The sequence below is a fragment of the Achromobacter sp. EG18 genome (genome assembly GCF_059759395.1).
In genome coordinates, this window is the sequence record NZ_CM186213.1 from 3674849 (window position 1) to 3700292 (window position 25444).

At 68.6% G+C, this 25444-nt stretch carries 18 protein-coding genes and 2 riboswitches; of the genes, 5 read left to right on the forward strand and 13 right to left on the reverse strand.

All coding sequences use genetic code 11. From position 1 onward, the window contains the following. The first annotated feature begins 42 nt into the window (after window positions 1-42). Window positions 43-1518 carry a M81 family metallopeptidase gene (locus tag AC6CR5_RS16810; RefSeq protein WP_047991894.1) on the forward strand — a complete coding sequence of 492 codons (1476 nt, stop codon included), beginning with the start codon at window positions 43-45 and terminating at the stop codon, window positions 1516-1518. 209 nt (window positions 1519-1727) lie between these two features. After that, complete coding sequence (locus tag AC6CR5_RS16815; RefSeq protein WP_047991895.1) at window positions 1728-3698, forward strand: DUF945 family protein; 1971 nt, start codon at window positions 1728-1730, stop codon at window positions 3696-3698. A 106-nt stretch (window positions 3699-3804) separates the two neighbouring features. Here the strand turns inward: AC6CR5_RS16815 and gcvP are convergent, their stop codons facing one another. From gcvP to AC6CR5_RS16855, 8 genes are all read right to left on the reverse strand, one after another. After that, the gene (gene gcvP, locus AC6CR5_RS16820; RefSeq protein ID WP_498084739.1) at window positions 3805-6678 is read right to left on the reverse strand and encodes an aminomethyl-transferring glycine dehydrogenase; all 2874 of its coding nucleotides are present in this window, start codon (window positions 6676-6678) and stop codon (window positions 3805-3807) included. A gap of 92 nt (window positions 6679-6770) precedes the next feature. Continuing rightward, window positions 6771-7148: a glycine cleavage system protein GcvH gene (gene gcvH / locus AC6CR5_RS16825; protein WP_498084740.1), complete on the reverse strand. Its 378-nt coding sequence runs from the start codon at window positions 7146-7148 to the stop codon at window positions 6771-6773. 97 nt (window positions 7149-7245) lie between these two features. Next, on the reverse strand, window positions 7246-8346 hold the full coding sequence (gene gcvT, locus AC6CR5_RS16830) for a glycine cleavage system aminomethyltransferase GcvT (RefSeq protein ID WP_024070433.1): 1101 nt from the start codon (window positions 8344-8346) through the stop codon (window positions 7246-7248). Window positions 8347-8433: 87 nt separating this feature from the next. Continuing rightward, window positions 8434-8556, reverse strand: a riboswitch (glycine riboswitch). A gap of 33 nt (window positions 8557-8589) precedes the next feature. Further along, window positions 8590-8682: riboswitch (glycine riboswitch) on the reverse strand. Between the two features lie 69 nt (window positions 8683-8751). Continuing rightward, complete coding sequence (locus AC6CR5_RS16835; protein WP_437257293.1) at window positions 8752-9645, reverse strand: ZIP family metal transporter; 894 nt, start codon at window positions 9643-9645, stop codon at window positions 8752-8754. Window positions 9646-9672: 27 nt separating this feature from the next. Continuing rightward, on the reverse strand, window positions 9673-10287 hold the full coding sequence (locus AC6CR5_RS16840; RefSeq protein WP_049053699.1) for a superoxide dismutase: 615 nt from the start codon (window positions 10285-10287) through the stop codon (window positions 9673-9675). Between the two features lie 208 nt (window positions 10288-10495). Continuing rightward, window positions 10496-11698 (reverse strand): BaiN/RdsA family NAD(P)/FAD-dependent oxidoreductase, encoded by a 1203-nt coding sequence (locus tag AC6CR5_RS16845; protein ID WP_437257292.1) that lies wholly within the window; start codon window positions 11696-11698, stop codon window positions 10496-10498. Window positions 11699-11715: 17 nt separating this feature from the next. After that, window positions 11716-13977, reverse strand: coding sequence for an arginine/lysine/ornithine decarboxylase (locus AC6CR5_RS16850; protein ID WP_006385861.1), 2262 nt, complete (start codon window positions 13975-13977; stop codon window positions 11716-11718). Between the two features lie 254 nt (window positions 13978-14231). Then, window positions 14232-14684 carry a hypothetical protein gene (locus AC6CR5_RS16855; protein ID WP_006385860.1) on the reverse strand — a complete coding sequence of 151 codons (453 nt, stop codon included), beginning with the start codon at window positions 14682-14684 and terminating at the stop codon, window positions 14232-14234. 116 nt (window positions 14685-14800) lie between these two features. On the opposite strand from AC6CR5_RS16855, the gene AC6CR5_RS16860 reads away from it, so the two are divergent. Next, window positions 14801-15373: a GNAT family N-acetyltransferase gene (locus tag AC6CR5_RS16860; RefSeq protein ID WP_051429218.1), complete on the forward strand. Its 573-nt coding sequence runs from the start codon at window positions 14801-14803 to the stop codon at window positions 15371-15373. Here the strand turns inward: AC6CR5_RS16860 and AC6CR5_RS16865 are convergent. After that, a complete protein-coding gene (locus tag AC6CR5_RS16865) occupies window positions 15343-16581 on the reverse strand; it encodes a GGDEF domain-containing protein (protein WP_498084741.1) in 1239 nt (412 codons plus the stop codon). The genes AC6CR5_RS16860 and AC6CR5_RS16865 overlap by 31 nt on opposite strands. Before the next feature lie 160 nt (window positions 16582-16741). Between AC6CR5_RS16865 and AC6CR5_RS16870 the strand changes: the two genes are divergently transcribed. After that, the gene (locus AC6CR5_RS16870) at window positions 16742-17593 is read left to right on the forward strand and encodes a VOC family protein (protein WP_054437853.1); all 852 of its coding nucleotides are present in this window, start codon (window positions 16742-16744) and stop codon (window positions 17591-17593) included. A 43-nt stretch (window positions 17594-17636) separates the two neighbouring features. Here the strand turns inward: AC6CR5_RS16870 and dcd are convergent, their stop codons facing one another. From dcd to apbC, 4 genes are all read right to left on the reverse strand, one after another. After that, the gene (gene dcd / locus AC6CR5_RS16875) at window positions 17637-18200 is read right to left on the reverse strand and encodes a dCTP deaminase (RefSeq protein WP_006385856.1); all 564 of its coding nucleotides are present in this window, start codon (window positions 18198-18200) and stop codon (window positions 17637-17639) included. A 91-nt stretch (window positions 18201-18291) separates the two neighbouring features. After that, on the reverse strand, window positions 18292-22008 hold the full coding sequence (locus AC6CR5_RS16880; protein WP_498084742.1) for a translocation/assembly module TamB domain-containing protein: 3717 nt from the start codon (window positions 22006-22008) through the stop codon (window positions 18292-18294). Further along, the gene (locus tag AC6CR5_RS16885) at window positions 22005-23897 is read right to left on the reverse strand and encodes an autotransporter assembly complex protein TamA (RefSeq protein WP_150101228.1); all 1893 of its coding nucleotides are present in this window, start codon (window positions 23895-23897) and stop codon (window positions 22005-22007) included. Before AC6CR5_RS16885 ends, AC6CR5_RS16880 begins: the two co-directional genes overlap by 4 nt. Window positions 23898-23900: 3 nt before the next feature. Further along, entirely contained in the window at window positions 23901-24989 is a 1089-nt protein-coding gene (gene apbC, locus AC6CR5_RS16890; RefSeq protein ID WP_006385851.1) for an iron-sulfur cluster carrier protein ApbC, read from the reverse strand. Between the two features lie 101 nt (window positions 24990-25090). Between apbC and AC6CR5_RS16895 the strand changes: the two genes are divergently transcribed. After that, window positions 25091-25366: a hypothetical protein gene (locus tag AC6CR5_RS16895; protein WP_006385850.1), complete on the forward strand. Its 276-nt coding sequence runs from the start codon at window positions 25091-25093 to the stop codon at window positions 25364-25366. Window positions 25367-25444 lie beyond the last annotated feature (78 nt).

Below are 25444 nucleotides of genomic sequence, written 5' to 3' on the forward strand. Positions count from 1 at the left end.
CGTCCCGCTCCCCTTCCCCTTTGGCAACCCACAGGAATTCCCATGCGTTGGCTTCTGGCAATGATCAAGCACGAGACGAACACCTTCTCGCCCGTGCCGACCCCGCTCGCGCGCTTTTTCCGCGGCAATCCTGAAATCCTGGCCGGCGACCGCGCCATCCGCGCCTACGAGAACACCGACAGCGGCCTGGGCGGCTACATCGAGGTGGCGCGCCGCGTCGGCGCCGAGATCGTGGTGCCGGTGGCCGCCGAATCCTGGCCCAGCGGCCCGGCCAGCGCCGAGACCCACGAGCTGCTGTGCAAGCGGGTGCTGGACGAGGTCCGCAAGGGCGGCTACGACGCCATCCTGCTGGACCTGCACGGCGCCATGGTGGCCGAGGGCGTGGAAGACGCCGAGGGCGACCTGCTGCGCCGCCTGCGCGAGATCGATTCCAAGACCCCGGTGGCGGTGACGCTAGACATGCACGCCAACATCTACGCCGACATCGTTGACAACGCCACCGTCATCAGCGGCTTCCATACCTATCCGCACGTGGACATCCGCGAGGCCGGCGTGCGCGCGGCCAACGTCATCGTGCGCACGCTCAAGGGCGAGATCAAGCCCGTGATGACCTGGGGCGACAAGCCCATGCTGCCGCACGTCATGTGCCAGGGCACCCACGCCGATCCCAACAAATCGCTGCAGGAGCGCTGCCGCCAGCTGGAGGCCGATGGCGTTCTGGCGGCCTCGGTGTTCGTGGGTTTCCCCCACGCCGACATCCGCGAAGCCGGCCTGAGCGCCGTGGTCTGTACGGACGCCAACCTGGCCCAGGCGCAGCAATACCGCGACGAACTGCTGGAGCGCGCCTGGAACGACCGGGCGAAATGGGTGTTCCATTCCGAGCCGCTGGCGCCCACCATTGCCCGGGCCAAGACCATCGAGCACGGGCCTGTGGTGCTGCTGGACCACTACGACAACACCGGCTCCGGCGGCACCATGGACACGACGGCGGTGCTGGCCGAGGTGCTGCGCCAGGAACTGGACAACGTGGTGTTCTACGCCATCTGCGATCCCCAGGCGGCGCGCGAGGCCGCCACGGCGGGCGTGGGCAGCACCGTCACCCTGCCCCTGGGCGGCAAGGTGGACATGCCCGCCATCAAGCGGGCCGGCGAGCCGCTGACGGTGACCGGCCGGGTCAAGCTGGTGTTCGACGGTGTCTACCTGAACCGCGGCCCCATGTACCGTGGCGTGCGCAATGACACCGGCCTGACGGTGGTGATCGATACCGGACGGGTCGAGATCGTGGTGGTGTCGCGCCACCAGGAGCCCTTCGACATCAATTGCCTGCTGTCGGCCGGCATCGATCCGCTGCAAAAGCGCTATGTGGTGCTCAAGAGCCGGGTCCACTGGCGCGCCGGCTTCTCCGAGATGGCCACCGAGATCATCGAGTGCACCGGCGTGGGCGTCACCACCTCCGACTACGGCCAGCTTGACTTCAAGCATGTGCGCCGGCCGATCTACCCGCTCGATCCCCTGTAAAACACGCGTTGTCGACAATATGGCCGGCGCCCGAGGGCGCCGGCTTTCATTTTGAAATCTTCGGTAACGGCGCGCACTGCAACTGGCTACCCCGCCTCGGTATACTCGCCGCGGGTCCTGACAGGCCGATGAATATGTCCCATTGCCCGCGCCGCTCGACGGCGCCGCGCCGCAGGGACAAGACTCGACAATCAACGACAAAGCAAAACATGAAAAAGAGCGTAGCGATCACCTTAGCCGTGGTCATAGTGGGAGCGGGAAGCTGGGTGGGTGCTACCTGGTACACCGGCAAGCGCATCGAGGAAGGCGCGCAGCGCCGCCTGGCCGAGGCCAACGAGAAGCTGGCCAAGATCACGCCTTTGTTCGGCCTGCGCATCGACCAGATCAAATACGAGCGCGGCCTGTTCTCGACGCAGGCGCGCTACGGCGTGTCGTTCGTCAAGAGCGACAAGAGCCTGAGCGACATGCCGGACGGCATGTTGGAATTCGATGCCCAAATCGAGCACGGCCCGTTCCCCAAGAGCGCGCTGGCGCGCGGCGCCATCGCGCCCAAGCTGGCTTTCGTCCACACCGAAATGGCCAAGACGGACAACGTCAAGCCGGTGTTCGAGCTGACCAAGGACGTCTCGCCCCTGGTCACCGATGCCATGGTCAGCTTTGGCGGCAGCACGGCATCGACCGCCCGCATCGCGCCGGTGAAGGTGACGCATGAAGGCAATTCGGTCGATTTCAGCGGCATGGAAATCACCGGCACGTTCGACCGCGGCCTGGCCGCCATCACCGCCAATGCCAAGACCGACACCCTGGCGGTGGACGGCACCAAGGGCAGCGATCCGATCAAGATGGCGATGTCCGGCCTGACCATGGACGTCGACAGCCGCATGGGCAAGTTCGGCCTGTCGGTCGGCGACTCGGGCATCAAGATCAAGCGCATCGAAGTGATCAAGCCGGACGCCGACGCCAAGGTGATCCTCGACAACTTCAGCTACACCGTCAAGCTGGCCGAGGACGACAAGAACATCAACATCCAGGCCGCCTATCAGACCGGCGACATCAACGTCAACGACGTGCCGCTGGGCAACGGCCAGGCCGTCATCAAGCTGGCCCGGCTGGACGGCGCCGCGGTCAAGCAGTTGTCGGATACCTACAACCAGCTGATGCGCCAATACATGGCCGATGCCCACGACGAGGGCCTGAACGACGAACAGTTCCAGGTGCTGCTGGATAACGCCGGCAAGCTGCTGGCCGGCAATCCGTCGTTCAGCATCGACCCGATCAGCTGGAAGACCGCCAAGGGCGAAAGCAAGCTGAACGTCACGCTGGACCTGGCCAATCCTCCCAATGTCAAGGACCTGACGCCGCAGGAAATCGTGGTCAAGGCCATCAAGCAGATCGACGCCACGCTGGTGATCTCCAAGCCGATGGTGCAGGACCTGATGGTGCAGTACGCCATCAAGAAGGACGGCATGCCCGCCGACAAGGCCGAAGCCGAGGCCGCCGACAACATCCGCAGCATGTCCGGCATGGCCGAGATGTTCAACGTCGGCAAGAACGACGGCGACAACATCGTCGGCAAGTTCCACTTCGCCGACGGCATGGGCGACCTGAACGGCAAGAAGATTCCCGCCGACGAACTGTTCTCGGGCCTGCTGGGCGCGGCCGGCATGGACGAGGACACGATGGACGATGAAGACGAAGCCGAGCCGGCCGTCGGCGCCACCGCCATGGACGACGACATGGCCGCCACCAGCAATGCCGACGTGGTCAACGAGTTCGACGTCGACATGGTCGTCGGCATGCTGGACGACATGGGCTACACCACACGCAAGACCGACGGCGACGAAGGCCCGGTCCTGATCCTGGATGCCAGCAACACCGGCGCCACCGACCTGCGCCTGGAATTCCTGTGCAACGACTTCTCCGAGAAGTGCTACGACCTGGTCGCCACCGCCACCTACGCCGGCAAGAAGCCGGCCACGCTCAAGGCCATCAACGCCTGGAACCAGCAATACCGCTGGACCCGCGCCTACCTGGACGACAAGAACCAGGCCGTGCTGCAGATGGACATGAACGCCGAAGGCGGCATCGGCAAGAAGAACCTGCAGATCCTGCTGAACACCTACTTCAGCATCACCGAGGAATTCGCCACCGCGATGTCGGCGGCGCCGGCCAGGAAGTAAGACGGCCGCGCAAAAGCAAAACCCCCATCGTGCGATGGGGGTTTTTTTTGCCTGTCGCCAGGCAAGCCTCGATGACCCGCCCCAAGGGGCGGGCCGTCACGCGGCCTCAGGCGTAGGCTTCGACCGGCAGGCAGGCGCACACCAGGTTGCGGTCGCCATAGGCGTTGTCCACGCGCGCCACCGGCGGCCAGTACTTGGCCTCGCGCAGCGAAGCCACCGGGTAGGCGGCCTGCTGGCGCGGGTAGTCGTGCAGCCATTCCTCGGCCAGCAGCATCTGGGCGGTGTGCGGCGCGTTCTTCAGGACGTTGTCCTCGCGGTCGCGTTCGCCGCGCTCGACCTGGGCGATTTCCTCGCGGATCGAGATCATCGCCTCGATGAAGCGGTCCAGCTCGGCCACGCCTTCGGATTCGGTCGGCTCGACCATCAGCGTGCCGGCCACCGGGAAGCTCATGGTGGGGGCATGGAAGCCGTAGTCCATCAGGCGCTTGGCGATGTCCTCGGCGCTGATGCCGCTGGTTTCCTTGAGCGGACGCACGTCCAGGATGCACTCGTGCGCCACGCGGCCGTTGCGGCCCGCGTACAGCACCGGGTAGTGGCCGCGCAGGCGGGTGGCGATGTAGTTGGCGTTCAGGATCGCGACTTCGGTGGCGCGGCGCAGGCCGTCGGCGCCCATCAGCGCGATGTACACGAACGGGATCGGCAGGATGCCGGCCGAGCCGAACGGCGCGGCCGAGACCGGGCCAACCTTGGCTTCGCCGGGCAGCTTGCCCTGCTCGTTGACCACGCCCGGCAGGTACGGCGCCAGGTGCGCGCGCACCGCGACCGGGCCGACGCCCGGACCGCCGCCGCCGTGCGGAATGCAGAAGGTCTTGTGCAGGTTCAGGTGCGACACGTCCGAGCCGAATTTGCCCGGCTTGGCCACGCCCACCATGGCGTTCATGTTGGCGCCGTCCAGGTACACCTGGCCGCCGGCCTGGTGCACCAGGTCGCAGATCTCGGTCACGGCTTCCTCGAACACGCCGTGCGTGGACGGGTAAGTGATCATCAGCGCGGCCAGCTTGTCGCCGACCTGTTCGATCTTGGCGCGCAGGTCGGCCAGGTCGACGTTGCCGTTGGCGTCGGAGGCCACCACCACCACGTCCATGCCGGCCAGTTGCGCCGACGCGGGGTTGGTGCCGTGGGCCGACGACGGGATCAGGCAGACGTTGCGCTGGTGCTGGCCGTTGGCCTGGTGGTAGCCGCGGATCGCCAGCAGGCCGGCGTATTCGCCCTGCGCGCCCGAGTTGGGCTGCAGGCTGATGTTGTCGTAGCCCGTGATCTCGCACAGCGCGGCCGACAGGCGCGTGATCAGCTCGTCATAGCCCTTGCTCTGCGAGGCGGGCGCGAACGGATGCACCAGCGCGAACTCGGGCCAGGTGATGGGAATCATCTCGGCCGTGGCGTTCAGCTTCATGGTGCACGAGCCCAGCGGGATCATGGTGCGGTCCAGCGCCAGGTCCTTGTCGGCCAGCTTGCGCAGGTAGCGCAGCATGTCGGTTTCCGACTGCACGCTGGAGAACACCGGGTGCTTGAGGATGGCGCTTTCGCGCGCCACGGCGGCGGGAATGCCGCCGGCCGCCTTGGCGTCCAGCGCGTCGATGTCGAGTTCGACGTCATCGCGCTCCAGGCCGGCGGCGAACACGTTCACCAGGGCCTGCAGGTCGGCGGCGGTGACGGTTTCGTCCAGCGACACGGCCAGGCGGGCGCCGTCGACACGGCGCAGGTTGATGTGCTCGCACTCGGCGGCGGTGATGATGGCGGGCGTGGCCGGGCCGGTTTCCAGCAGCAGCGTGTCGAAGAAGGTGTCGTTGGCGACCTTGATGCCCAGCTTGCCGAGTTCGGCGCGCAGGATGGCGGTGTAGCGCTGCACGCGCTCGGCGATGCGGCGGATGCCGGCCGGGCCGTGCCAGACGGCGTACATGCCGGCCATCACGGCCAGCAGCACCTGCGCGGTGCAAATGTTCGAGGTGGCCTTCTCGCGGCGGATGTGCTGTTCGCGCGTCTGCAGCGCCAGGCGCATCGCCGGGTTGCCTTGGGCGTCCTTGGACACGCCGACCAGGCGGCCGGCCATGTTGCGCTTGAAGGCGTCCTTGCAGGCCATGAAGCCGGCGTGCGGGCCGCCGAAACCGAACGGCACGCCGAAGCGCTGGGCCGAACCGATGGCGATGTCCGCGCCCCACTCGCCCGGCGCGGCCAGCAGCGCCAGCGCCAGCAGGTCGGTGGCCACGGCCACCACCGCGCCTTGCGCGTGGGCGGTCTCGGCCAGCTTGCGGTAGTCGGCCACCGAGCCGGTGCTGTGCGGGTACTGCAGCAGCACACCAAAGCATTCCGGCAGGCCTTCGGTCTCGTCGCCGACGGCGATCTCGATGTCCAGGCCCTCGGCGCGCGTGCGCACGACTTCGATGGTCTGCGGATGCACGTGGCGCGAGATGAAGAACACCGGGCTTTGCGACTTGGCGCTGCGGCGCGCCAGCGTCATGGCTTCGGCGGCGGCGGTGCTTTCATCGAGCAGCGAGGCGTTGGAGATGTCCAGCCCGGTCAGGTCGGCGACCATGGTCTGGTAGTTCAGCAGGGCCTCCAGGCGACCCTGCGAGATCTCGGGCTGGTACGGCGTGTAGGCCGTGTACCAGGCGGGATTCTCGAGAATGTTGCGCAACACCACGTTGGGCGTCTGCGTGCCGTAGTACCCCTGGCCGATGTAGTTGCGAAAGACCTTGTTGCGGCCGGCGATCTGCTTCAGTTCGGCCAGCACGTCGGCTTCGCTGCGCGACGGCGGCAGCGCCAGCGGCGCCTGGCTGCGGATCTTGGGCGGCACGACTTCTTCGATCAGGGCGTCCAAGCTGGGGCTGCCGATGGCGGCGAGCATGGCGGCCTGGTCGGCGTCGGAGGGGCCGATGTGGCGGGGGATGAAGTCGGTGTGGGTGTCTAGGGCGCGCGACATGGGGGGATCTCGGGATGGCGGTGTCGTCGGGAGGGACGGACGGTGATGCATGGACGGGCGGCGGCGCCAGCGCCGCGCCCGCCCTGACGGGCTTAGCCGTTGGCGATGGCTTCGTAGCCGGCGGCGTCCAGCAGCTTGTCGGCATCGGCGGCGTTGACCGGCTTGATCTTGAAGATCCAGGCGGTGAAGGCCGATTCGTTGATCAGGTTGGGGTTGCTTTCCAGCTCGTCGTTGAACGCGACGATTTCGCCGGCCACGGGCGCGTAGATGTCGGAGGCGGCCTTGACCGACTCGACCACGCCGGCGGTCTCGCCCGCGTTCAGCTTGGCGCCGACCTTGACGTCGCCGACGAAGACCAGGTCACCCAGCTGGTCCTGGGCGGTATCGGTGATGCCGACGACGAACACGTCGCCTTCGGCTTTGACCCATTCATGGGACTCGGTGTACTTGCGATCGATGGGCAGACTCATGGGAACTCCTGGGGGATTCGGATAAGGAAATGGTGTTGCGCGCCTCGCGCCGGCGGCCACGCCCCGCAGGGCCGGCCACCGGCGCGAAGCTTCGAGTTTACGAGTGTTCGACGGCTTTGCCGTTACGGACAAACGGCAGCTTGCAGACCAGGGCGGGCACCCACTTGCCGCGGATGTCGACCTCGACCGTGTCGCCCGCGGCCACGCCTTGCGGCAGGCGGGCAAAGCCGATCGACACGCCCAGCGTCGGCGACATGGTGCCGCTGGTGAGCTCGCCCACGCCCTGCGCGGTGCGCACCGCCATGTGGGCGCGCATCACCCCGCGTTCCTGCAGCTTCAGGCCGACGAAGGCGGCGGGCGTGGCGAACTGCTCCAGCGCATCGCGGCCGATGAAGCGGCGCTCGGGGTTCTTCAGGGACACCGTCCAGGTCAGCGCGGCTTCGCCGGGCTGGGTCAGTTCGTCCATGTCCTGGCCATACAGGTTCATGCCGGCTTCCAGGCGCAGCGTGTCGCGCGCGCCCAGGCCCGCCGGGCGCACGCCCTGGGCCGCCAGGTCGCGCCACAGTTGCACCGCCTCGGCCGCGGGCAGCACGATTTCGAAGCCGTCTTCGCCGGTGTAACCGGTGCGCGCCACCAGCGTGTCGTCACCGACGCGCGCGGCCACGAACGGGGTCAGCGGCTCGCTGGCGGCCTGCCAGGCCGGGCGCGCGGCCCAGACCTTGGCGCGGGCGTTGGGGCCCTGCACGGCGATCATGGCCAAGTCGCGGCGCGGCGTGATGGTGACGTCGAACTTGCCGGCCTGCTTGACGCGCTGCATCCAGGCCATGTCCTTGTCGGCGGTGCCGGCGTTGACCACCACGCGCCATTCGTCGAGCGCGAAGAAGTACACGATCAGGTCGTCGATGACGCCGCCCTGCGGGTTCAGCATGCAGGTGTAGAGCGCCTTGCCCGGTACGGTCAGCTTGGCGACGTCGTTGGCCACCAGGCGCTGCAGGAAGGCGTAGGCGTCGGGGCCCGTGACGTCGGCGTTGAGCATGTGCGAGACGTCGAACATGCCGGCGTCCTGGCGCACCGCGTGGTGCTCTTCCAGTTGCGAGCCGTAGGCCAGGGGCATATCCCAGCCGCCGAAATCGACCATGCGGGCGCCGGAGGCGATATGTTCTTCGGCCAGCGGGGTGCGTTTGAGGGGTGCGGACATGCGCGGGTACTCCGGAGCGGCAGCGGTGCCAGGGTTACGGAATGCCGCTGGCGGACAGACGGAAAACGCCCGCGCAACGGCTGAATCTTCCGCCCCTCTGTCCTTTTGCCTGAGAGTTGCCCCGCGTGGCGGGTTTGCACCTTCGGCGCCTGGGCTGCTCGCTATGTCCCTGATTGGGCAGCGGCGCCAGGTCTCTCCAGAGTGCTGCTTTGCCGAGTCCGCGCGGTGAAAACCGGGACAGGGCAAGCATGCGCGGTATGGGATACCTGAGCGATTCCGGGCGAATTGCGCCTTCGGCGGCAGCCGCGAACGGCCGCTCTCTCCCGCAACATGCGTGACAGCGCCGAAAGCATACCGCGAAACGCGGTTCCGTTGTTGATCCGCGATCGCCGCCCGGGCGCCGCTTCAGCCCAGCGCGGTGTCCAGCAGCATCATCAGCACGAAGCCCAGCATCAGCCCGCAGGTGGCGTAGACCTCGTGCCCCTTGCGGTGCGATTCAGGAATGATTTCGTGGCTGATCACGAACAGCATGGCGCCGGCGGCAAAGCCCAGGCCCCACGGCAGCAGCGCCGCCGACCAGCCCACCACGGCCGCGCCCAGCACCGCGCCCACCGGCTCGACCAGGCCCGACAGCATGCCCAGCGCCACCGCGAACGCGCGCTTGTAGCCCGCGGCGATCAACGCCACGGCCACCACCAGGCCCTCGGGGATGTCCTGGATGGCGATGCCGGTGGCCAGCGCCGTGCCGCGCACCGGGTCGTTGCCGGCGTAGCCGACGCCGATGGCCAGGCCTTCGGGCAGGTTGTGCAGGGTGATGGCGAAGACGAACAGCCAGGTACGGCGCAGCCGGTGGGCCTCGATACCTTCGCGGCCCTTGATGAAATGCTCGTGAGGCAGCAACCGGTCCATCAGCAACAGCGCCGCCGCCCCCAGCAGGATGGCGGCGCCCACCGTCAGGCCGGCGCCCCACGGCCCCGCGCCCTGCGCCTCGGCCGCCGCGATGCCCGGCGCCACCAGCGAGAAGGCGCTGGCGGCCAGCATCACGCCGGCGCCGAAGCCGAACATGCTGTCCTGCATCTTCTGCGGGATGGTGCGCGCGAACAGGATCGGCAACGTGCCCGCCGCGGTGGCGCCCGCGGCGACCATGCCGCCCAGCAGGGCGTCGGCCACGTGCGGCGCGTGGTCGTTGAAATAGGCCCACATCTGGTGCAGGCCCAGGCAGGCGACCAGCACCGCCAGCGTCCAGACACTGACGCTGGTGGCCGCGGGCCGAATGCGATGACGGCTGAAGGTATTCATGGACCGCTGCCCCCGCGCAATGCCGGCTCAGCCCACGGCGGCGGCGTAGCGGCGCGCCACCTCGGGCCAATCGATCACATTGTAGAAGGCGCCGATGTATTCCGGGCGGCGGTTCTGGTACTTGAGATAGTAGGCGTGTTCCCACACGTCCAGGCCCAGGATCGGCGTGTTGCCCTGCATCAGCGGGCTGTCCTGGTTGGCACTGCTTTCCACCGCCAGCTTGCCGGCGGGCGTCACGCTGAGCCAGGCCCAGCCGCTGCCGAAGCGCGTCAGCGCGGCCTTGGTGAAGGCTTCTCGGAAGGCGGCGTGGCCACCCAGTTCGGTGTCGATGGCGCGGGCCAGCGCGCCGTCGGGCTCGCCCCCGCCCCGTGGCGACATGACCGACCAGAACAGGCTGTGGTTGGCGTGGCCGCCGCCGTTGTTGCGCACCGCGCCACGGACGGCTTCGGGAAGTTGGTCGATGCGCGCCACCAGGGCCTCGACCGGCTCGTCGGTGGCGATGCCGGCGCCTTCGAGCGCGGCGTTCAGGTTGTTGACGTAGGTCTGGTGGTGCTTGCTGTGGTGGATTTCCATCGTCAGCGCGTCGATGTGCGGTTCGAGCGCGTCATAGGCGTAAGGCAGGGTCGGCAAGGTATAGGCCAAGGCGGTCTCCATCAGGCGGTGCCACCGGATGCGGCACGGCTGAATTTGTGAAATACAAATGATAGGTATTTTTATTTGATATCACAACGACAACGTTGCAATGCCCGTCATGCAGTCAGGCTATGGGCCGGGCAGGCCTTGGCGGGCAGCACGAAGCGTGCCCGCGCCCGACGGACGGGAAAAGCGTTGGATGAAGCGCCAGGAACGCCTAGAGCGCCTTGCCGCAGGCCACGCCCGAGGCCCAGGCCCACTGGAAGTTGTAGCCGCCCAGCCAGCCGGTGACGTCCACGGTCTCGCCGATGAAGTACAGGCCGGGCGTGGTGCGGGCCTGCATCGATTTCTGGTCCAGGCCGCGCGTATCGACGCCGCCGCGCATGACCTCGGCCTTCTTGTAGCCGGCGGTGCCACTGGGCACCAGCGTCCATTGGTGGATGTCCTGCGCCAGGGCGCGCAGGGTCTTGTCGGGCGCGTCGGCCAGGCGCAAGGCCGCCAGGCCCGGCTTGCCGCCCTGCTCGGCCAGCTGTAGCCAGCGGTCGGCCAGGCGCTTGGGCCACAGGCCGGCCAGCACCGTATGCAATTGCTGCCGGTTGCCGGACTTGGCCGCCAGCAGTTCGGCCGCCAGGTCGCGCCCCGGCGCCAGGTCGATGATGATGGGCTCGCCCGGTTTCCAGAAGCTGGAGATCTGCAGGATGGCCGGACCCGACAACCCGCGATGGGTGAACAGCAGGTCTTCCAGGAATTCCCCCCGGGCCTTGCCCTGCCCCGTCGCCAGGCTGACCTCCAGCGCCACGCCGGACAGTTCGGCCAGCGGCTGCCAGTGCGCCGCGTCGAAGGTCAGCGGCACCAGCGCCGGCCGCGGCTCGACCACCTTCAGGCCGAACTGGCGCGCCAGCTTCAGGCCGAAGTCGGTGGCGCCCAACTGCGGGATCGCCATGCCGCCCGTGGCCACCACCAGCTTGGCCGCGCGGATCGCGCCCTGGCTGGTGCGCAGCTCGAAGCCCGCCTCGCCATGCGCCACCTCGGCCACCTGGCAGCCCATGCGCCACTGTACGCCGCCGGCATCGCATTCGGCGCGCAGCATCTCGATGATGGATTCGCTGGAATCGTCGCAGAACAGCTGGCCGCGATGCTTCTCGTGCCAGGCGATGCGGTGGCGCTTGAGCAGCGCCAGGAAGTCCTGCGGGGTGTAGCCCGACAACGCCGAGCGGCAGAAATGCGGGTTGTCGGAGAGGAAATTGGCGGGTCCCGCGCCGATGTTGGTGAAGTTGCAACGGCCGCCGCCCGAGATACGGATCTTCTCGGCCAGGCGCTCGGCGTGGTCCACCAGCACCACGCGCAAGCCGCGCTGGCCGGCGACCGCGGCACACATCATGCCGGCGGCGCCGGCACCGAGGACGGCGACATCGAACATCGGGACTCCGGACCTGATCAGTCTTCGATCAGGCAATCAACGTAGTAGCGCTTCTCGCCGTCCGGCCCCACTTCGTCGGCCAGGCCGTGGATGTAGGTTTCGAAGCCCGGGAAGCGTTCGTTGAACTCGCGCGCGAACTGCAGGTACTGGACGATGGTGCGGTTGAAGCGCTCGCCCGGGATCAGCAGCGGGATGCCCGGAGGATACGGCGTCAGCAGCACGCCGGTGACGCGGCCTTCGAGCTGGTCGATGTCGACACGCTCGACCTCGCGGTGCGCCATGCGGGCGAAGGCGTCGGACGGCTTGAGCGCCGGCACCATGTCGCTCAGGTACATCTCGGTGGTCAGGCGGGCCACGTCGCGCTCGCGGTAGGCTTCGTGGATCTGCTGGCACAGGTCGCGCAGGCCCATGCGCTCGTAGCGGCGATGGTCGCGGCAGAATTCCGGCAGGATGCGCCACAGCGGCTGGTTGCGGTCGTAGTCGTCCTTGAACTGCTGCAGCGCGGTCAGCAGCGTGTTCCAGCGGCCCTTGGTGATGCCGATGGTGAACAGGATGAAGAACGAATACAGGCCGGTCTTCTCGACCACCACGCCGTGCTCGGTCAGGTACTTGGAGACCAGCGCGGCGGGAATGCCGGTTTCGCCGAAGCTGCCCGACATGTCCAGCCCCGGCGTGATGACCGTGGCCTTGATCGGGTCCAGCATGTTGAAGCCTTCGGCCAGGTCGCCGAAGCCGTGCCAGTGGTCGTTCGACTCCAGGATCCACTCGTCGCGGTTGCCGATGCCTTCGGACACCAGGCGGTTCGGGCCCCAGACCTTGAACCACCAGTCGTTCTTGCCGAACTCGGATTCCACCTTGCGCATGGCGCGGCGGAAATCCATGGCTTCGCGGATGCTTTCCTCGACCAGCGCGGTGCCGCCCGGCGGCTCCATCATGGCCGCGGCCACGTCGCACGACGCGATGATCGCGTACTGCGGCGAGGTCGACGTGTGCATCAGGTAGGCTTCGTTGAAGACGTTGCGGTCCAGTTTGCGGGTCTCGGATTCCTGCACGATGATCTGCGAGGCCTGCGAGATGCCGGCCAGCAGCTTGTGCGTGGAGTGGGTCGCGAACACCATCGCGTCCTTGCTGCGCGGACGGTCCTGGCCGATCGCGTGCATGTCCTGGTAGAACTCGTGGAACGACGCGTGCGGCAGCCAGGCTTCGTCAAAGTGCAGCGTGTCGACGTAGCTGCCCAGTTCCTTCTTGATCATCTCGACGTTGTAGATCACGCCGTCGTAGGTGCTCTGCGTGAGCGTCAGGATGCGCGGGTTCTTGTTCACGGCTTCGCGCGCGAACGGGTTGGCCTCGATCTTCTTGCGGATGCTGTCCGGATGGAACTCTTCCAGCGGGATAGGGCCGATGATGCCCAGGTGGTTGCGCGTCGGGCGCAGGAACACCGGGATCGCGCCCGTCATGGTGATGGCGTGCAGGATCGACTTGTGGCAGTTGCGGTCCACCACCACCACGTCGCCAGCGGCGACGTTGGCGTGCCACACCACCTTGTTCGAGGTCGAGGTGCCGTTGGTCACGAAGTAGCAGTGGTCGGCGTGGAAGATGCGCGCCGCGTTCAGCTCGGACTCGGCCACCGGGCCGGTGTGGTCCAGCAGCTGGCCCAGTTCATCGACGGCGTTGCAGACGTCGGCGCGCAGCATGTTCTCGCCGAAGAACTGGTGGAACATCTGGCCCACCGGGCTCTTCAGGAACGCCACGCCGCCCGAGTGACCCGGGCAGTGCCAGGAATAGGAGCCATCCTGGGCGTACTTGACCAGCTCGCGGAAGAACGGCGGCGGCAGGCTGTCCACATAGCTGCGCGCTTCGCGGATGATGTGGCGCGCCACGAATTCGGGGGTGTCCTCGAACATGTGGATGAAGCCGTGCAGCTCGCGCAGGATGTCGTTCGGAATGTGTTCCGAGGTGCGCGTCTCGCCGTACAGGTAGATGGGGATGTCGGCGTTGCGGAAACGCAGTTCGCCGATGAAGGTGCGCAGGTTCTTGATGGCGCTGGCCACGTCCTCGGGCGAATCCACGTCGAACTCTTCATCGTCGATCGACAGGATGAACGCGCTGGCACGGCTCTGCTGCTGGGCGAACGAACTCAGGTCGCCGTAACTGGTCACCCCGATCACCTCGACGCCCTCGGCCTCGATCGCCGCGGACAGGGCGCGGATACCCAGACCGGACGCGTTCTCGGAACGGTAGTCCTCGTCGATGATGAAGATGGGGAAGCGGAATTTCATGCAGGCGCTCCTGGGGGCAAGGCGAATCGGACCGGGTTGGCGGACGCGAGTGTACTTCTAGTGAAAAACCGTCTGATGACAGGCGGGCGCGAGGTTCCCGCCGGCGGCGGGAATGGCGGAATTGTAGGGCCGTTTTCCCCCAGGCCCTATGGTTTTCCCGAAGACGGCGCCAAAGGGCCGCGCCGGGCGCCGGCGAAGGCGCCGCGCGGCCCCCTGCCGACGCCATCCCGGCGCGCCCGCGCGGCTCGCCTCGGCTAGCGGATGGTGGTGGCCGCGCCGGCGTCCAACGCTGCCAGGAAGCGGTCGAAATAAGGTGGAATGGCTTCGGCGGCGCCATAGCGGATGCGCCGCTCGACCTTGGCGATGGCGCCGAAGCAGACCTCGGTCTCGGGCGAGCCGCAGACCAGCACCACCGGGTCCTCGTCATCGCAGACCTCGTACAGGCCGCCATGGGCGCGCCGGGCCACTTCGTAAAGGTAGGCGGCGGCGCCGACGGTCTGCATGGGGGTCAGGGGCAAGGTGCCCAGGTGCGCGGCTTCGAGCGCGTCGTCGAGCGCGTGGACGCTCGACAGGGAGTAGTCGAGTCCGGCCCCGTCCGGGCCGGCTGCCTGGACGAAATCCTGCGCGGCGTGGGCCACGCGCGCCACGAACTCTTGCTGGACTTCGTCGCGCTTGGCGTCCTGGTTTATCTTGAGGAAACCGAACATCATTGGCTCCTTTGAAAACCGCAAGCGGCGTTGACCCCATTATAGGCAGCGACCCTGCCTATACTGGCCGAATGCGGCCCGACCGTTCCCTATTCCCAACACTTGCCTCGCCCCCGATGCCGTCCTCCGCCCCGCTTGTCCGACGTCTCACCCCTTCCGACGCCCCGGCGCTGCGCCAATTGCGCCTGGACGCCCTGCGCGAAACCCCGGAAGCATTCGGATCGAGTTACGAAGAGGAACATACGCTGACACTGGATGACTTCCAGGCCTGGATCGCGCCCGCGGACGACAGCGCCATGTTCGGCGTTTTCGCCGAAGGCGCGCTGGCGGGCATCATCGGCGTGGCCAGGCAGCGGCGCCTGAAGGTGCGTCACAAGGCGCATATCTGGAGCGTCTACGTGGCGCCGGCCTGGCGCGGCCTGGGGCTGGCGCGGCAGCTGATGCAGGCCGCCCTCGGACATGCCGGCACCATGCGCGGCGTGCGCACGGTGCAGTTGAGCGTCACCGCCAACAACGCCGCGGCCTGCCAGTTGTACGCCAGCCTCGGCTTCGAGACCTACGGCCACGAGCGCGAGGCCCTGTGCGTGAACGGCGTGCTGTACGACGAAGTGCTGATGGCGCTACCGCTGGACCGCGCGCAGGCCGGCCCCAGCCGGCCTTACCCGCCCGCCCGGCGCCGCGAACCGTAGGCCCACACCTGGTTGCGGCCGCCATCCTTGGCCTTGTAGAGCGCCTGGTCGGCCGCCTTGATGACCGCGTCCGGCGCGCGCAAGGTCTCGCCGCGCTCGGCCACGCCAATGCTCACCGTCACCCGCAACGGGCGCGCATTGCGGCCGCCACGCGCGCCACGCCGGCGCAAGCCGATCTGGTCGGCCTTGGGACGCGCCGGCTTGTCGCGCAAGCGCATCTGGTAGGCCTCGATGGCGCGCCGCACGGTCTCCATGTGCGGCATGGCCTCGACCGCGGTCTTGCCCGGGAACACCAGCGTGAATTCCTCGCCGCCGTAGCGATAGGCGTAGCCGCCGCCCGGCACCCGGCGCAGCTGCGCCGCCACCATGCGCAGCACCTGGTCGCCCACGTCATGGCCATGGGTGTCGTTGAAGGCCTTGAAATGATCCACGTCGGCCATCGCCAGCGTGTAGACGCGGCCCATGCGCTGCAGGCGCTCATTGAGCGCGCGGCGCCCGGGCAGGCCCGTCAGCTCGTCGCGGAAGGCCATGTGATAACCCTCGTGCGCCAGCGAGATCGACAGCGATGTCAATGCAGCGGCGGCCATCACGGCCAGCTCGATCTCGTGCTGGGTCCCCCGCGGCAACGCCCAGGCCATGCAGACGAAACCCAGCCATTGGCCGGCCTGCTGCGGACGGCCATAGCGCAGCAGCAGCAGGGTCAGGGTCAGCCCGGTCAGCAACAGCGCCGCCAGCGCCTCGAACGGCAGGCCCAGCCGCGCCAGCGCGCCCTGTACCGCCAGGGCGCCGAACAGCTGCGCCATGCCCTCCTTGCCGGCCAGCGCGATGGCGGCCGCGCCCAGGGCCATCAGGCCGACGCGCGCCGCCAGGTCGCGCAACATGCCGGCGCGCTCGGGCCACAACGCGTTGATGGTGTAGGCCAGCGACCACCACACCAGCGCCGGCGCCAACGCCCACGGCGCCTGGCTGGCCAGCGTGGGCCAGGCGGCGGCTGGCGCCAGCACCGCCAGCATCAGCGCCAGCGTCTGCGAACGCTGGTACATCAGGCAGATCGCCGCCCCGATCAGCGCCATCACCCAGGGCACGAAAGGCACCACCAGCGTCAAGGCCGGCGGCCAGTCCCGCCAAAGCAGCAAGCCCGCGGCCGCGATCACCGGCAGCGCAGGATAGAACAACAGGGGCAGCCAGGGGATGTGGGGGTAACGCACGGATAGGGCCTTGCTCACGCTTGCTGAAATGACGTCGCCAAATCGGCAAACACATATGTCATTTTACGGTCGCGGGCGCGGGTTCTTTAGCGCGTTAGCGAGGCCGGCGCGGGGTGCGCGCCGTGCTATGTTGAGCGCTCGGATACCCTGGAAAAACCTCATGCGCATCCTGGTCAATATCGACGTGCCCGATCTCGAGGCGGCCATCGATTTCTATAGCCGCGCCTTCGGGCTGGCGCTGCACCGCCGGTTGGGCGCGACCGGCGCCGAGATGCTGGGCGCCCCGGCGCCCATCTACCTGCTGCAGAAGGCCGCCGGCACGCCGGCCGCGGGCGCCGTGCGCCAGCCGCGCGACTACGCCCGCCACTGGACGCCGGTACACCTGGACGTGGTGGTCGACGACGTGGATGACGCGGTGGCGCGGGCGGTGGCCGCGGGTGCGCGGCTCGAAGATCCGGCGGTTTCGCATGACTGGGGCCGGATCGCCCACCTGAGCGATCCATTCGGCCATGGCATCTGCATCATGCAGTTCCTGGGCCGGGGCTACGATGCCCTGGCGGCGGGCGCGCTACGCGACGCGCCCGTGGGCGAAGCCGATTTCGACGCCCTGCTGGCGATCCGCATCGAGGCCATGCGCGACAGCCTGGAACGCCTGGGCCGGTTCGACCCCGAGCGGGCCCGGGCACGATTGCGCGCAACGTTCCGTCCCGACCATACCTGGTTCATCGAACGCGACGGCGCGCGCATCGGCTTCTATGCCCTGCGCCCCGACGGCGACGGCCTGCGGCTGGATCATCTGTATGTGGTGCCCGCGGCGCAAGGGCTGGGGGTGGGCGGCCAGGTGCTGGGCCGCCTGTTGCGCGACGCCGACCTTCGGGGCCTGCCTGTGCGCGTGGGCGCGCTGCGCGGCAGCGACTCGAACCGCTTCTACCGCCGCCACGGCTTCGAGCCGGTGGCGGAAAGCGAGTGGGACATCGACTACCTGCGCCCGGCGCCGGGGCGCCAGGCCTAGGGCCTGTGCAGGCTAAAAGGAGCCTCGCACAGGCCCTGGCGCATCAGGTGCGCGGCAGCGTCACGCCGCGCTGACCCTGGTACTTGCCGCCGCGGTCGGCGTACGAAGTCTCGCAGATCTCGTCGCTTTCGAGGAACAGCATCTGGGCGCAGCCTTCGCCGGCGTAGATCTTGGCCGGCAACGGCGTGGTGTTCGAGAATTCCAGCGTGACGTGGCCTTCCCATTCGGGTTCGAGCGGCGTCACGTTGACGATGATGCCGCAGCGCGCGTAGGTGCTCTTGCCCAGGCAGATGGTCAGGACGCTGCGCGGGATGCGGAAGTATTCGACCGTGCGGGCCAGCGCGAACGAGTTGGGCGGGATGATGCAGACGTCGCCCTTGAAATCCACGAACGAGCCTTCGTCGAAGTTCTTGGGATCGACGATGGTGGAATTGATGTTGGTGAAGATCTTGAATTCGTCGGCGCAGCGCACGTCGTAGCCGTAGCTGCTGGTGCCGTAGCTGACGATGCGCCCGCCATTGGCCGTGCGGACCTGACCCGCTTCGAAGGGTTCGATCATGCCGGCTTCGGCCTGGCGGCGGATCCAGCGGTCGCTTTTGATGCTCATGATGGCAAGGTGCTTGGGGGAATGGAATGGGCGTCATTTTATCCCGAGCGCGCCGCTCCGTCCCCGAACGGGGACGGAACGGTCACGGGCCTCAATCGCCGAAGAAGGTCCGGTACACCAGCGCAATGCCGTTGACCGAGCCGCCCTTCAGATCCAGCGACAGGCCGCGCGCCAGCCGGTAGCTGGCCCGGCCGACGGTGTCGCTGCCGGCCAGCGCCTGCTCGACGCTGAGCGTGATGCCGTTGGCGAACGACTTGCTGGCCACCAGGAATTGCGTCGCCAGCTGGCTGTCGCTGTCGCGGTTGACGTCGCCGGCCACGGTGCGGTCCGGCAGGATGCTGCCCGAACTGCCCAGGTTGCCGGTGCGCACGCTGACGTCGTCCAGCCCGAACTGCTTGTAGAACGGCTCGCCGCCCCCCAGCAGGGCCGTGCCCACCGACAGCAGCAGCGCGGCGTCGCTGCCGCTTTCGTCGGGGCCGCGCCCCAGCAGCAGCCACGACAGCTTCTCGACGTCGCTGACGTCCGGGTACGACACCAGGTCGATGCGCGGGCGCTGCGCGGTCCCCACCACCTTGACGCCGGCCTCGACCTGCTCGCCGGTGCGCAGGGCCTCGATGTCCAGCAACGGATTGTCCAGGCGCCCCTGGAAAGTCAGCGTGCCGCGCCGCAGGCGCAGCTTCTGGCCATAGGCCTCGATGCCACCGCCGCGCGTGCGCAGCGCGCCGACGCCGGTCAGGCGGCCGTCGTTCAGCAGGATCTGGATCGACCCCAGCAGGCCGGCATCCAGCCCCATGCCCGTGATGTAGAAGCGCGGCCCCATGTCGAACTTCAGGTTCATGCTGGTCTGCAGCGGTGTCGACACGGCGCCGGGGTCGTCGCCCGCGCGCCGCACCTTGACGTCGTCGTCCAGCGACGGCACGCCCTGCAGGATCTCCAGGCTGAACCAGCCGGCGTCCGCCTTCAGGTCGCCAACGATGTCGATGCGCGGCATCGCCGCGTTCAGGTCGATGGTGCCGGAGACCATGGCGTAGCGGTCCGAGCGCTGCAGCGCCGGAAAGCGGTACAGCGTCAGGCGCACGTTGCCGCCGCCGTCGATCAGGTTCCATTGCCCCTTGGCCTCGGCATAGCCGCCCTTGGCCTCGGGGTTGGTGGTGATCCATTCCTTGGTGCGCCATTCGGCCGGCATCACGCGCAGCGAGGCCGGGAAACGCAGGCTGTCGAGCACCAGCTTGTCGCCGTCCAGCCGCGCCGCCAGCGTGCCGTCGATCAGCCGCACGCCGTCGTCGATGCGCACCACGCGCAGCTTGTCGCCACGGATCGCGCCGCTGGCGCTCCACTTGCCGGCAAGCGTGCCCTGGGCCTCGAGATTGGCCTTGACCTGGCCGCCGATTTCCATGGAGTCGCCGACGAACAGGCCGACCCACGCCAGGTCGGCGATATCGGCGTCCAGCCTGGCCCGGATCGGCTGGCGCGGATCCAGCGCCATGCCGCCCTTGGCGTCGACCGCCAGCACCGCCGTGCCGTTGCCGGCGATCTTGCCCATCTTGTCCGTGGCCAGGTCCAGCCTGGCGTCCAGGCGGCTGGCGTTAGGGCCGGTGGGCGTGGCGGTCAGGTCCAGCACCAGCGCCTTCACGCCCAGCGGCACCGGCGGGTCGCCCGGGATCAGCAGATCGCCGTCGCGGCGCGCGATGCGGGCGCGCCCGGCCAGGCGGCCGTCGAATTTCAGGTCCCAGGAGGCGTCCAGCGCAATGCGGCGCTGGCTTTCGGCCACGGTGGCATTGACGCGCTTGGGGCCCTGTTTCATCTTCGCCGCGGCCTCGGGATCGACGGCGGCGATGACCTGGCGCGCCATGGCGGCGGTGATGACCAGGTTGTCGGCCTGGCCGGCGGTTTCCCAGCGCTTGGCGTCGCCGCGCGAGCCCTTGTGCGCGATCGCCAGTTTTTCCTTGCCCGGCAGGGCCACGCCCAGCACCGTCGGGCCTACCTGCCACTGCCATTGCGGCGCCACCGCCGCCGGCAGGTACGACAGCGTCACCGGCCGGTCGGCCGAGACGGTAAAGCCCGCGCTACCGGCCGTCAGGCGCGAGAGCGTGCCGCGCCAGCCGGTCAGGGCCGCATCGGCCTCGCCAGCCGGGCCTTTGCCCCAGCCTCCGGCAAACGTGATGGCGGCCTCGGCGCGCGACTGCCCCAATACGCCGGGACGCGGCTTGGGCGGGTTGTAGCCGGCGCTGATCTCGCCGCGATGCGACGCCACGGTGCCGCCGAGCTTGCCCTTCACGTCCGCGCCGCCCGGCACGCCGGGCCAGAACGCGTCCAGTTGCGGCGCCTGCGCGTCCAGCGTCAAGGCGCCGTCGGCGCCGCCGATTTCACCCTGCGCCCGCACCCGGTTGGGTCCGAGCTTCAGGTCCACATCCAGGCCATGGATACGCAGGCCGGCCAGCAGCTCGGCGGTCGCGGCGTTGGCCGCGGCGGCGGCATCGGCGCCGGCCGGCGGATTGGCGGCGGGCACGGCGACCTCGACCTGGGCCTTGACCATGCCGGCGAGCGCTTGCTTGTTCCAGCGCGTGCCGTCCTCGAAACGCAGGTCGATGGCGGCCTGGCGCAACCGGCTCAGATTCTCGAATTCGGCGCTCAGCTGTGCATTGGCGCTGAGCACCGCCGGTGGAACCGCGTCGCCCAGCCACGGCGACAGGTTCAGGCGCTGCGCCCCCAGGCTGCCGACAACGCGATCGCGGCCCGGTTGCCCATCCACCGCCTGCAGGTCCAGGCGGGCCGACAGCGTCGACTTGTCCGGGAGGCGCGCATCGGCCCGCGCGCTGCGCAGCACCAGCGGCGTGCGTGGCGCCAGGTCGGCCATCACGTCCAGCGCCAGGCCGGCGCCGGTGCCGTCCAGCTTGGCCTGGATGCCCTCCATCGAGCCGGCCGCGTCCGCGCGCAGCACCACCTGGCAGGCGGGCGCAGGCGGGCCGACGAAGGCGCCGGCGTCCTTGGACTGGACAGGCTCCGCCGACGCCTTGGCGGCACCGGCCTTGGCCTTGCCCGCGCCCGCCCGGGATTTGGCCGTCTCCGGCGCCTTGGATGCCTGCGCCTGCGCGAGCGGCGCGAACTTGCCGCTCAACTGGTCGGCCTGGCACAGCGGCGAATCCGGCCCCGAGCCGCGCGCGATCACATCCAGGCGCGCGGTGAACGGCCAGGGGTCCGCCAAGGCCTGCAGCTCAGCCTGCCCGCTCACCTGCGCCTGTCCAACTTCGTGGCCTACGCGCAGATTGGCGATGCGCAGTTGCGCGCCCTGCCTGCCGGCGGCAAAGGTGGCGCTCAGGTCGCCGAGTTCGACCGGCAGCGGCTCGCCATCCTGCAACAGGTGGAATTCGCCCAGCGCCAGCCGGTCGACGGCGATCGCCACCGGCAGGGAGGGCAATGCGAAAGGTTCGTCGCTGCCGGCGTCGGCAGGCGTTTCCCCGCCCGTGGCCAGCGCGACCTCGACGCTGCCGGCGGCAAGCTCGCGCACGTGCAACAGGCGGTCACCCAGCGCGCGCCAGCGCACCGTCAGCCGCAGGTCGCTGATGCCGATGCGGGTTCCGCCGACGTCGAGATCCAGCCGCCCCACTTCCAGTCCGCGCAGGATCGACCCACGCACGTCCAGCGCCTGGCCGTCCAGTTGCTGGGCAGCGGTGGTCAGCAGCAGCCGCGTGCCGGTCTGCGAGGCCAGCAGCCAGAATACGAAGCTGCAGGCCAGCACAGCCAGCATCGCCAGCCCCGGCAGCCACCACACCAGGAGGCGCCGCAGGAATCTGCGCAGCCCGGTCAAAATGCGATCCCCAGCGAGAAGTGCAGGCGCAGGTCGCGCTCGCGTTGACCGTAGGCCACGTCCAGAAACAGCGGGCCGGCCGGCGTGCGCACCCGCGCGCCCACGCCATAGCCCACCGCCATCGACATGTCGCCGAAGGATTGGGCGGCATCGCCGGCATCGACGAACACGCCCATGCCCCAACGTTCATTGAAGTAATGGTCGTATTCGATGCTGCCGACCACCAGCGTGGGCGCCCCCACGGTGGCCTTGTCGCGCTTGAGGCCGATGCTCTGGTACTTGTAGCCGCGGATCGAGCGCGCGCCGCCGGTGCGGAAGCCGAAGTCGTCCGGAACCTGCACATTGCCATTGGCCCAGACGCGCCCGACCTCGCCACGCACCGTCAGCACGTCCAGCTTGCCGATCGGCCACCATTTCTGCGCGCGGAAGCGGGCCCGGGTATAGGGCTCGCCGGTGTCCAGCGTCACGCCCACGCCACCGCCCAGCGCGATCAGGTTGCCTTCGCGCGGGTCGTATTTGTTGTCCACGTCGCGCCGCAGCCATTCGCCGGTGGCGGTCAGCGTGGGCAGCGAATATTCGTCGCCGCCATCGATCTTGACATCGTCGTGCGCCAGCAGCAGGCCCCAGCGGGTCTCGTAGGTCACGCGGCTGTCGCCGGCGCCCTTGCGCTCCTGGCTGCGGGTGGCGCCCAGGGCATAACGGGTCACGTCCAGGCCCTGGATATCGGAATGCTGGGCCAACACGCCAATGGAATCCTTGTAGCCGCGCTCGGTCGGCGGCAACAGGAAGTCGGTGTAGACGCGCTGCTGCAGCCGGTCGACGCTGAACCCCGATTCCATGGTCACGGGCTGGCCGAACACCACGTTCTGGCGGTAGAGCGACTCCAGCCGCACGCCGGCTTCGTCGTCGACGCCGATCGAGGCCGAAAAACGCTTGGGTGGCGCCTCCACCACCCGCACTTGCACAGGCAGCGTCACTTCGCCATCGGAATCGTATTTGGGTGGCGGCGGCGCGACGGCGCCCGACACCACCGGATCGCCGGCCGGCGCGGATTCGGCGGCCTTGGCCGCGCCCGGCGCGCGGGCCCGGTCCGAAACCGGCTCCGCAGGCTGCTGCGCGCTGCCAGGCTGGCGCAGCGCCACGAAGGCGCCGCGGAAAAACGCCGTGGACTGCAGATCCTGCTGCCATTCATCCAGGCGGTTCTGATCGTAGGCCGCTCCCGGCGAATAGCGCACATAACGGGTGATGAGCTTGGGCGGCACGCGCTCCAGGCCCTCGGTGCTGAGTTCGCCCATGCGCACCTGCGGCCCGCTGTCGATGGTGACGCGCAGCGCCGCCGCGGCGCTGTCGGCCTGCACCTCGGCTTCGGACGCCGTCATGCGCGCCAGCATGAAATCGCGCTCCGACACCTGGTCCAGCAGCGAGGACTTGGCCTTGTTCCAGTCGGCGTTGATGAAAGGCTGGCCCGGCTTGAGCAGCCAGTCCTCGCGCAGCTTCTGCACGCGCTGCGCGTATTCCGGCCGCGTGATGCGGCCGGTGAAGGTCAGGTCGACCGAAGACACCGTGGTGCGCTTGCCCGGCACGATGCCGATATCCCAGGTTTCGCCGCCGATGTCGGTGCCGGCTTCGAGCGTGACGGTGGGCGAGAAGTAGCCCTGGGTGGCCAGCGCGGCCAGCGTGGCGTCGCGGGCGCGCCGCCGCAGGCGGTTGATTTCGCCGCCGTCCTGGTCTTCAGCCAGGCGCGCGATGGCGCCCACCGCCTCGGTGATCGCCTGCAGCGCGGCCGGCGGCACGCCGCCCGGGTCCACGATGATTTCCGGGCGCTTGGCCGCAGCCTCGCCCGCCACTACGCAAAGTCCAGCCAGCAAGGCCCGGGCCGCCCACCGCATGCGTCAGGTCGGCTGCTGCACGACGATGGACGGGAATTTCCCGGCCATGTCTCGGGGAAGCGCGGCAACGCCGGCCGCCAGCTTCCTGGCGATGCCGCGATACAGTCCGGCCGCCTCGCTGCCGGGGTCAGCCACCACGGTCGGCGTGCCGGCGTCGGTCTGTTCGCGGATCGCCAGCGTCAGCGGCAGGCTGCCCAGCCAGGGCGTGCCGTACTGCGCGGCCATGCGCTGGCCGCCGCCTTCGCCGAAGATGTGCTCGGCGTGGCCGCATTGCGAGCAGATGTGGATGGCCATGTTCTCGACCACGCCCAGGATCGGCACCTCGACCTTCTGGAACATGCGCAGGCCCTTGCGCGCGTCGAGCAGCGCCACGTCCTGTGGCGTGGTGACGATGACGGCGCCCACCACCGGCACTTTCTGGGCCAGCGTCAGCGCCACGTCGCCGGTGCCCGGCGGCATGTCGACGATCAGATAGTCCAGGTCGCGCCAGTTGGTCTGGCGCAGCAGCTGTTCGAGCGCCTGCGTGACCATCGGGCCGCGCCAGATCGCGGGCGAATCGGCGTCAATGAGGAAGCCGATGGAGTTGGCCTGCAGGCCATGGCCGGTCAGGGGCTCCATGCTCTTGTTGTCCAGGCTCTCGGGACGGCCCGAGACGCCCAGCATGGTCGGCACGCTGGGACCGTAGATGTCGGCGTCCAGCAGGCCGACCTTGGCGCCCTCGGCGGCCAGCGCCAGCGCCAGGTTCACGGCCGTGGTGCTCTTGCCCACGCCGCCCTTGCCGGAGGCGACTGCAATAATGTTGCGTACATTGGGCAGCGGCTTGAGCCCCTTCTGCACCGCGTGCGCGGCCACTTTCCAGGAAACGTTCACCTGCGCGCCAGGCGCGCCGGCGCCGGCCAGCGCGGCCACGGCGATCTCGCGCACCTGGTCGCGCACGGCGTCGGCGGGATAGCCGAGTTCCAGCGCCACGGTGACGCGGCCGCCGTCGATTTGAATGTCACGATCTTTTACAGAAACGCCCAGATCCAGGCCGGTATTGGGGTCTTGCGCGCCGCGCAGCGCGGCGCGGATGTGTTCTATCGTTATACTCATGTCACTATGGTTCCGTAGGCAGCGCGGCGTCTGCGGGCCGCCATCCCCTAAAGGATAGCGGATACACGGGAACCTTTCGCTGCGTTTTGCATCCGACCTACATGACCAATACTCTTATCCGCTTCTTTCGTGCCGTGTTGTTCGCCGCCCTGGCCTTGATCGGCATGGCGATGGCGCTGGTCTTCATGCTGTCCACGGCAATCGCCGTGGCGATCCTGTACGTGGTCGCCAAGGTGCGCGGCAAGCCTTTCGGCGTGCGCGCCTACTGGAGCCAGCGCCAGGGCGCCCGTCCCAGCCCCTTCCAGTCCGCCAACGCCCCGTTCGCCACGCAACCGCGCGGCGACGTGATCGACGTCGAGGCCCGCGAGGTCCGCTGAACACGGCAACACCGGCGCCCGCCGCGCCCTGCGGCGGCCGTGCTGCGGCCGGCCCGCCGGCTTAGCGCTATCCAACCC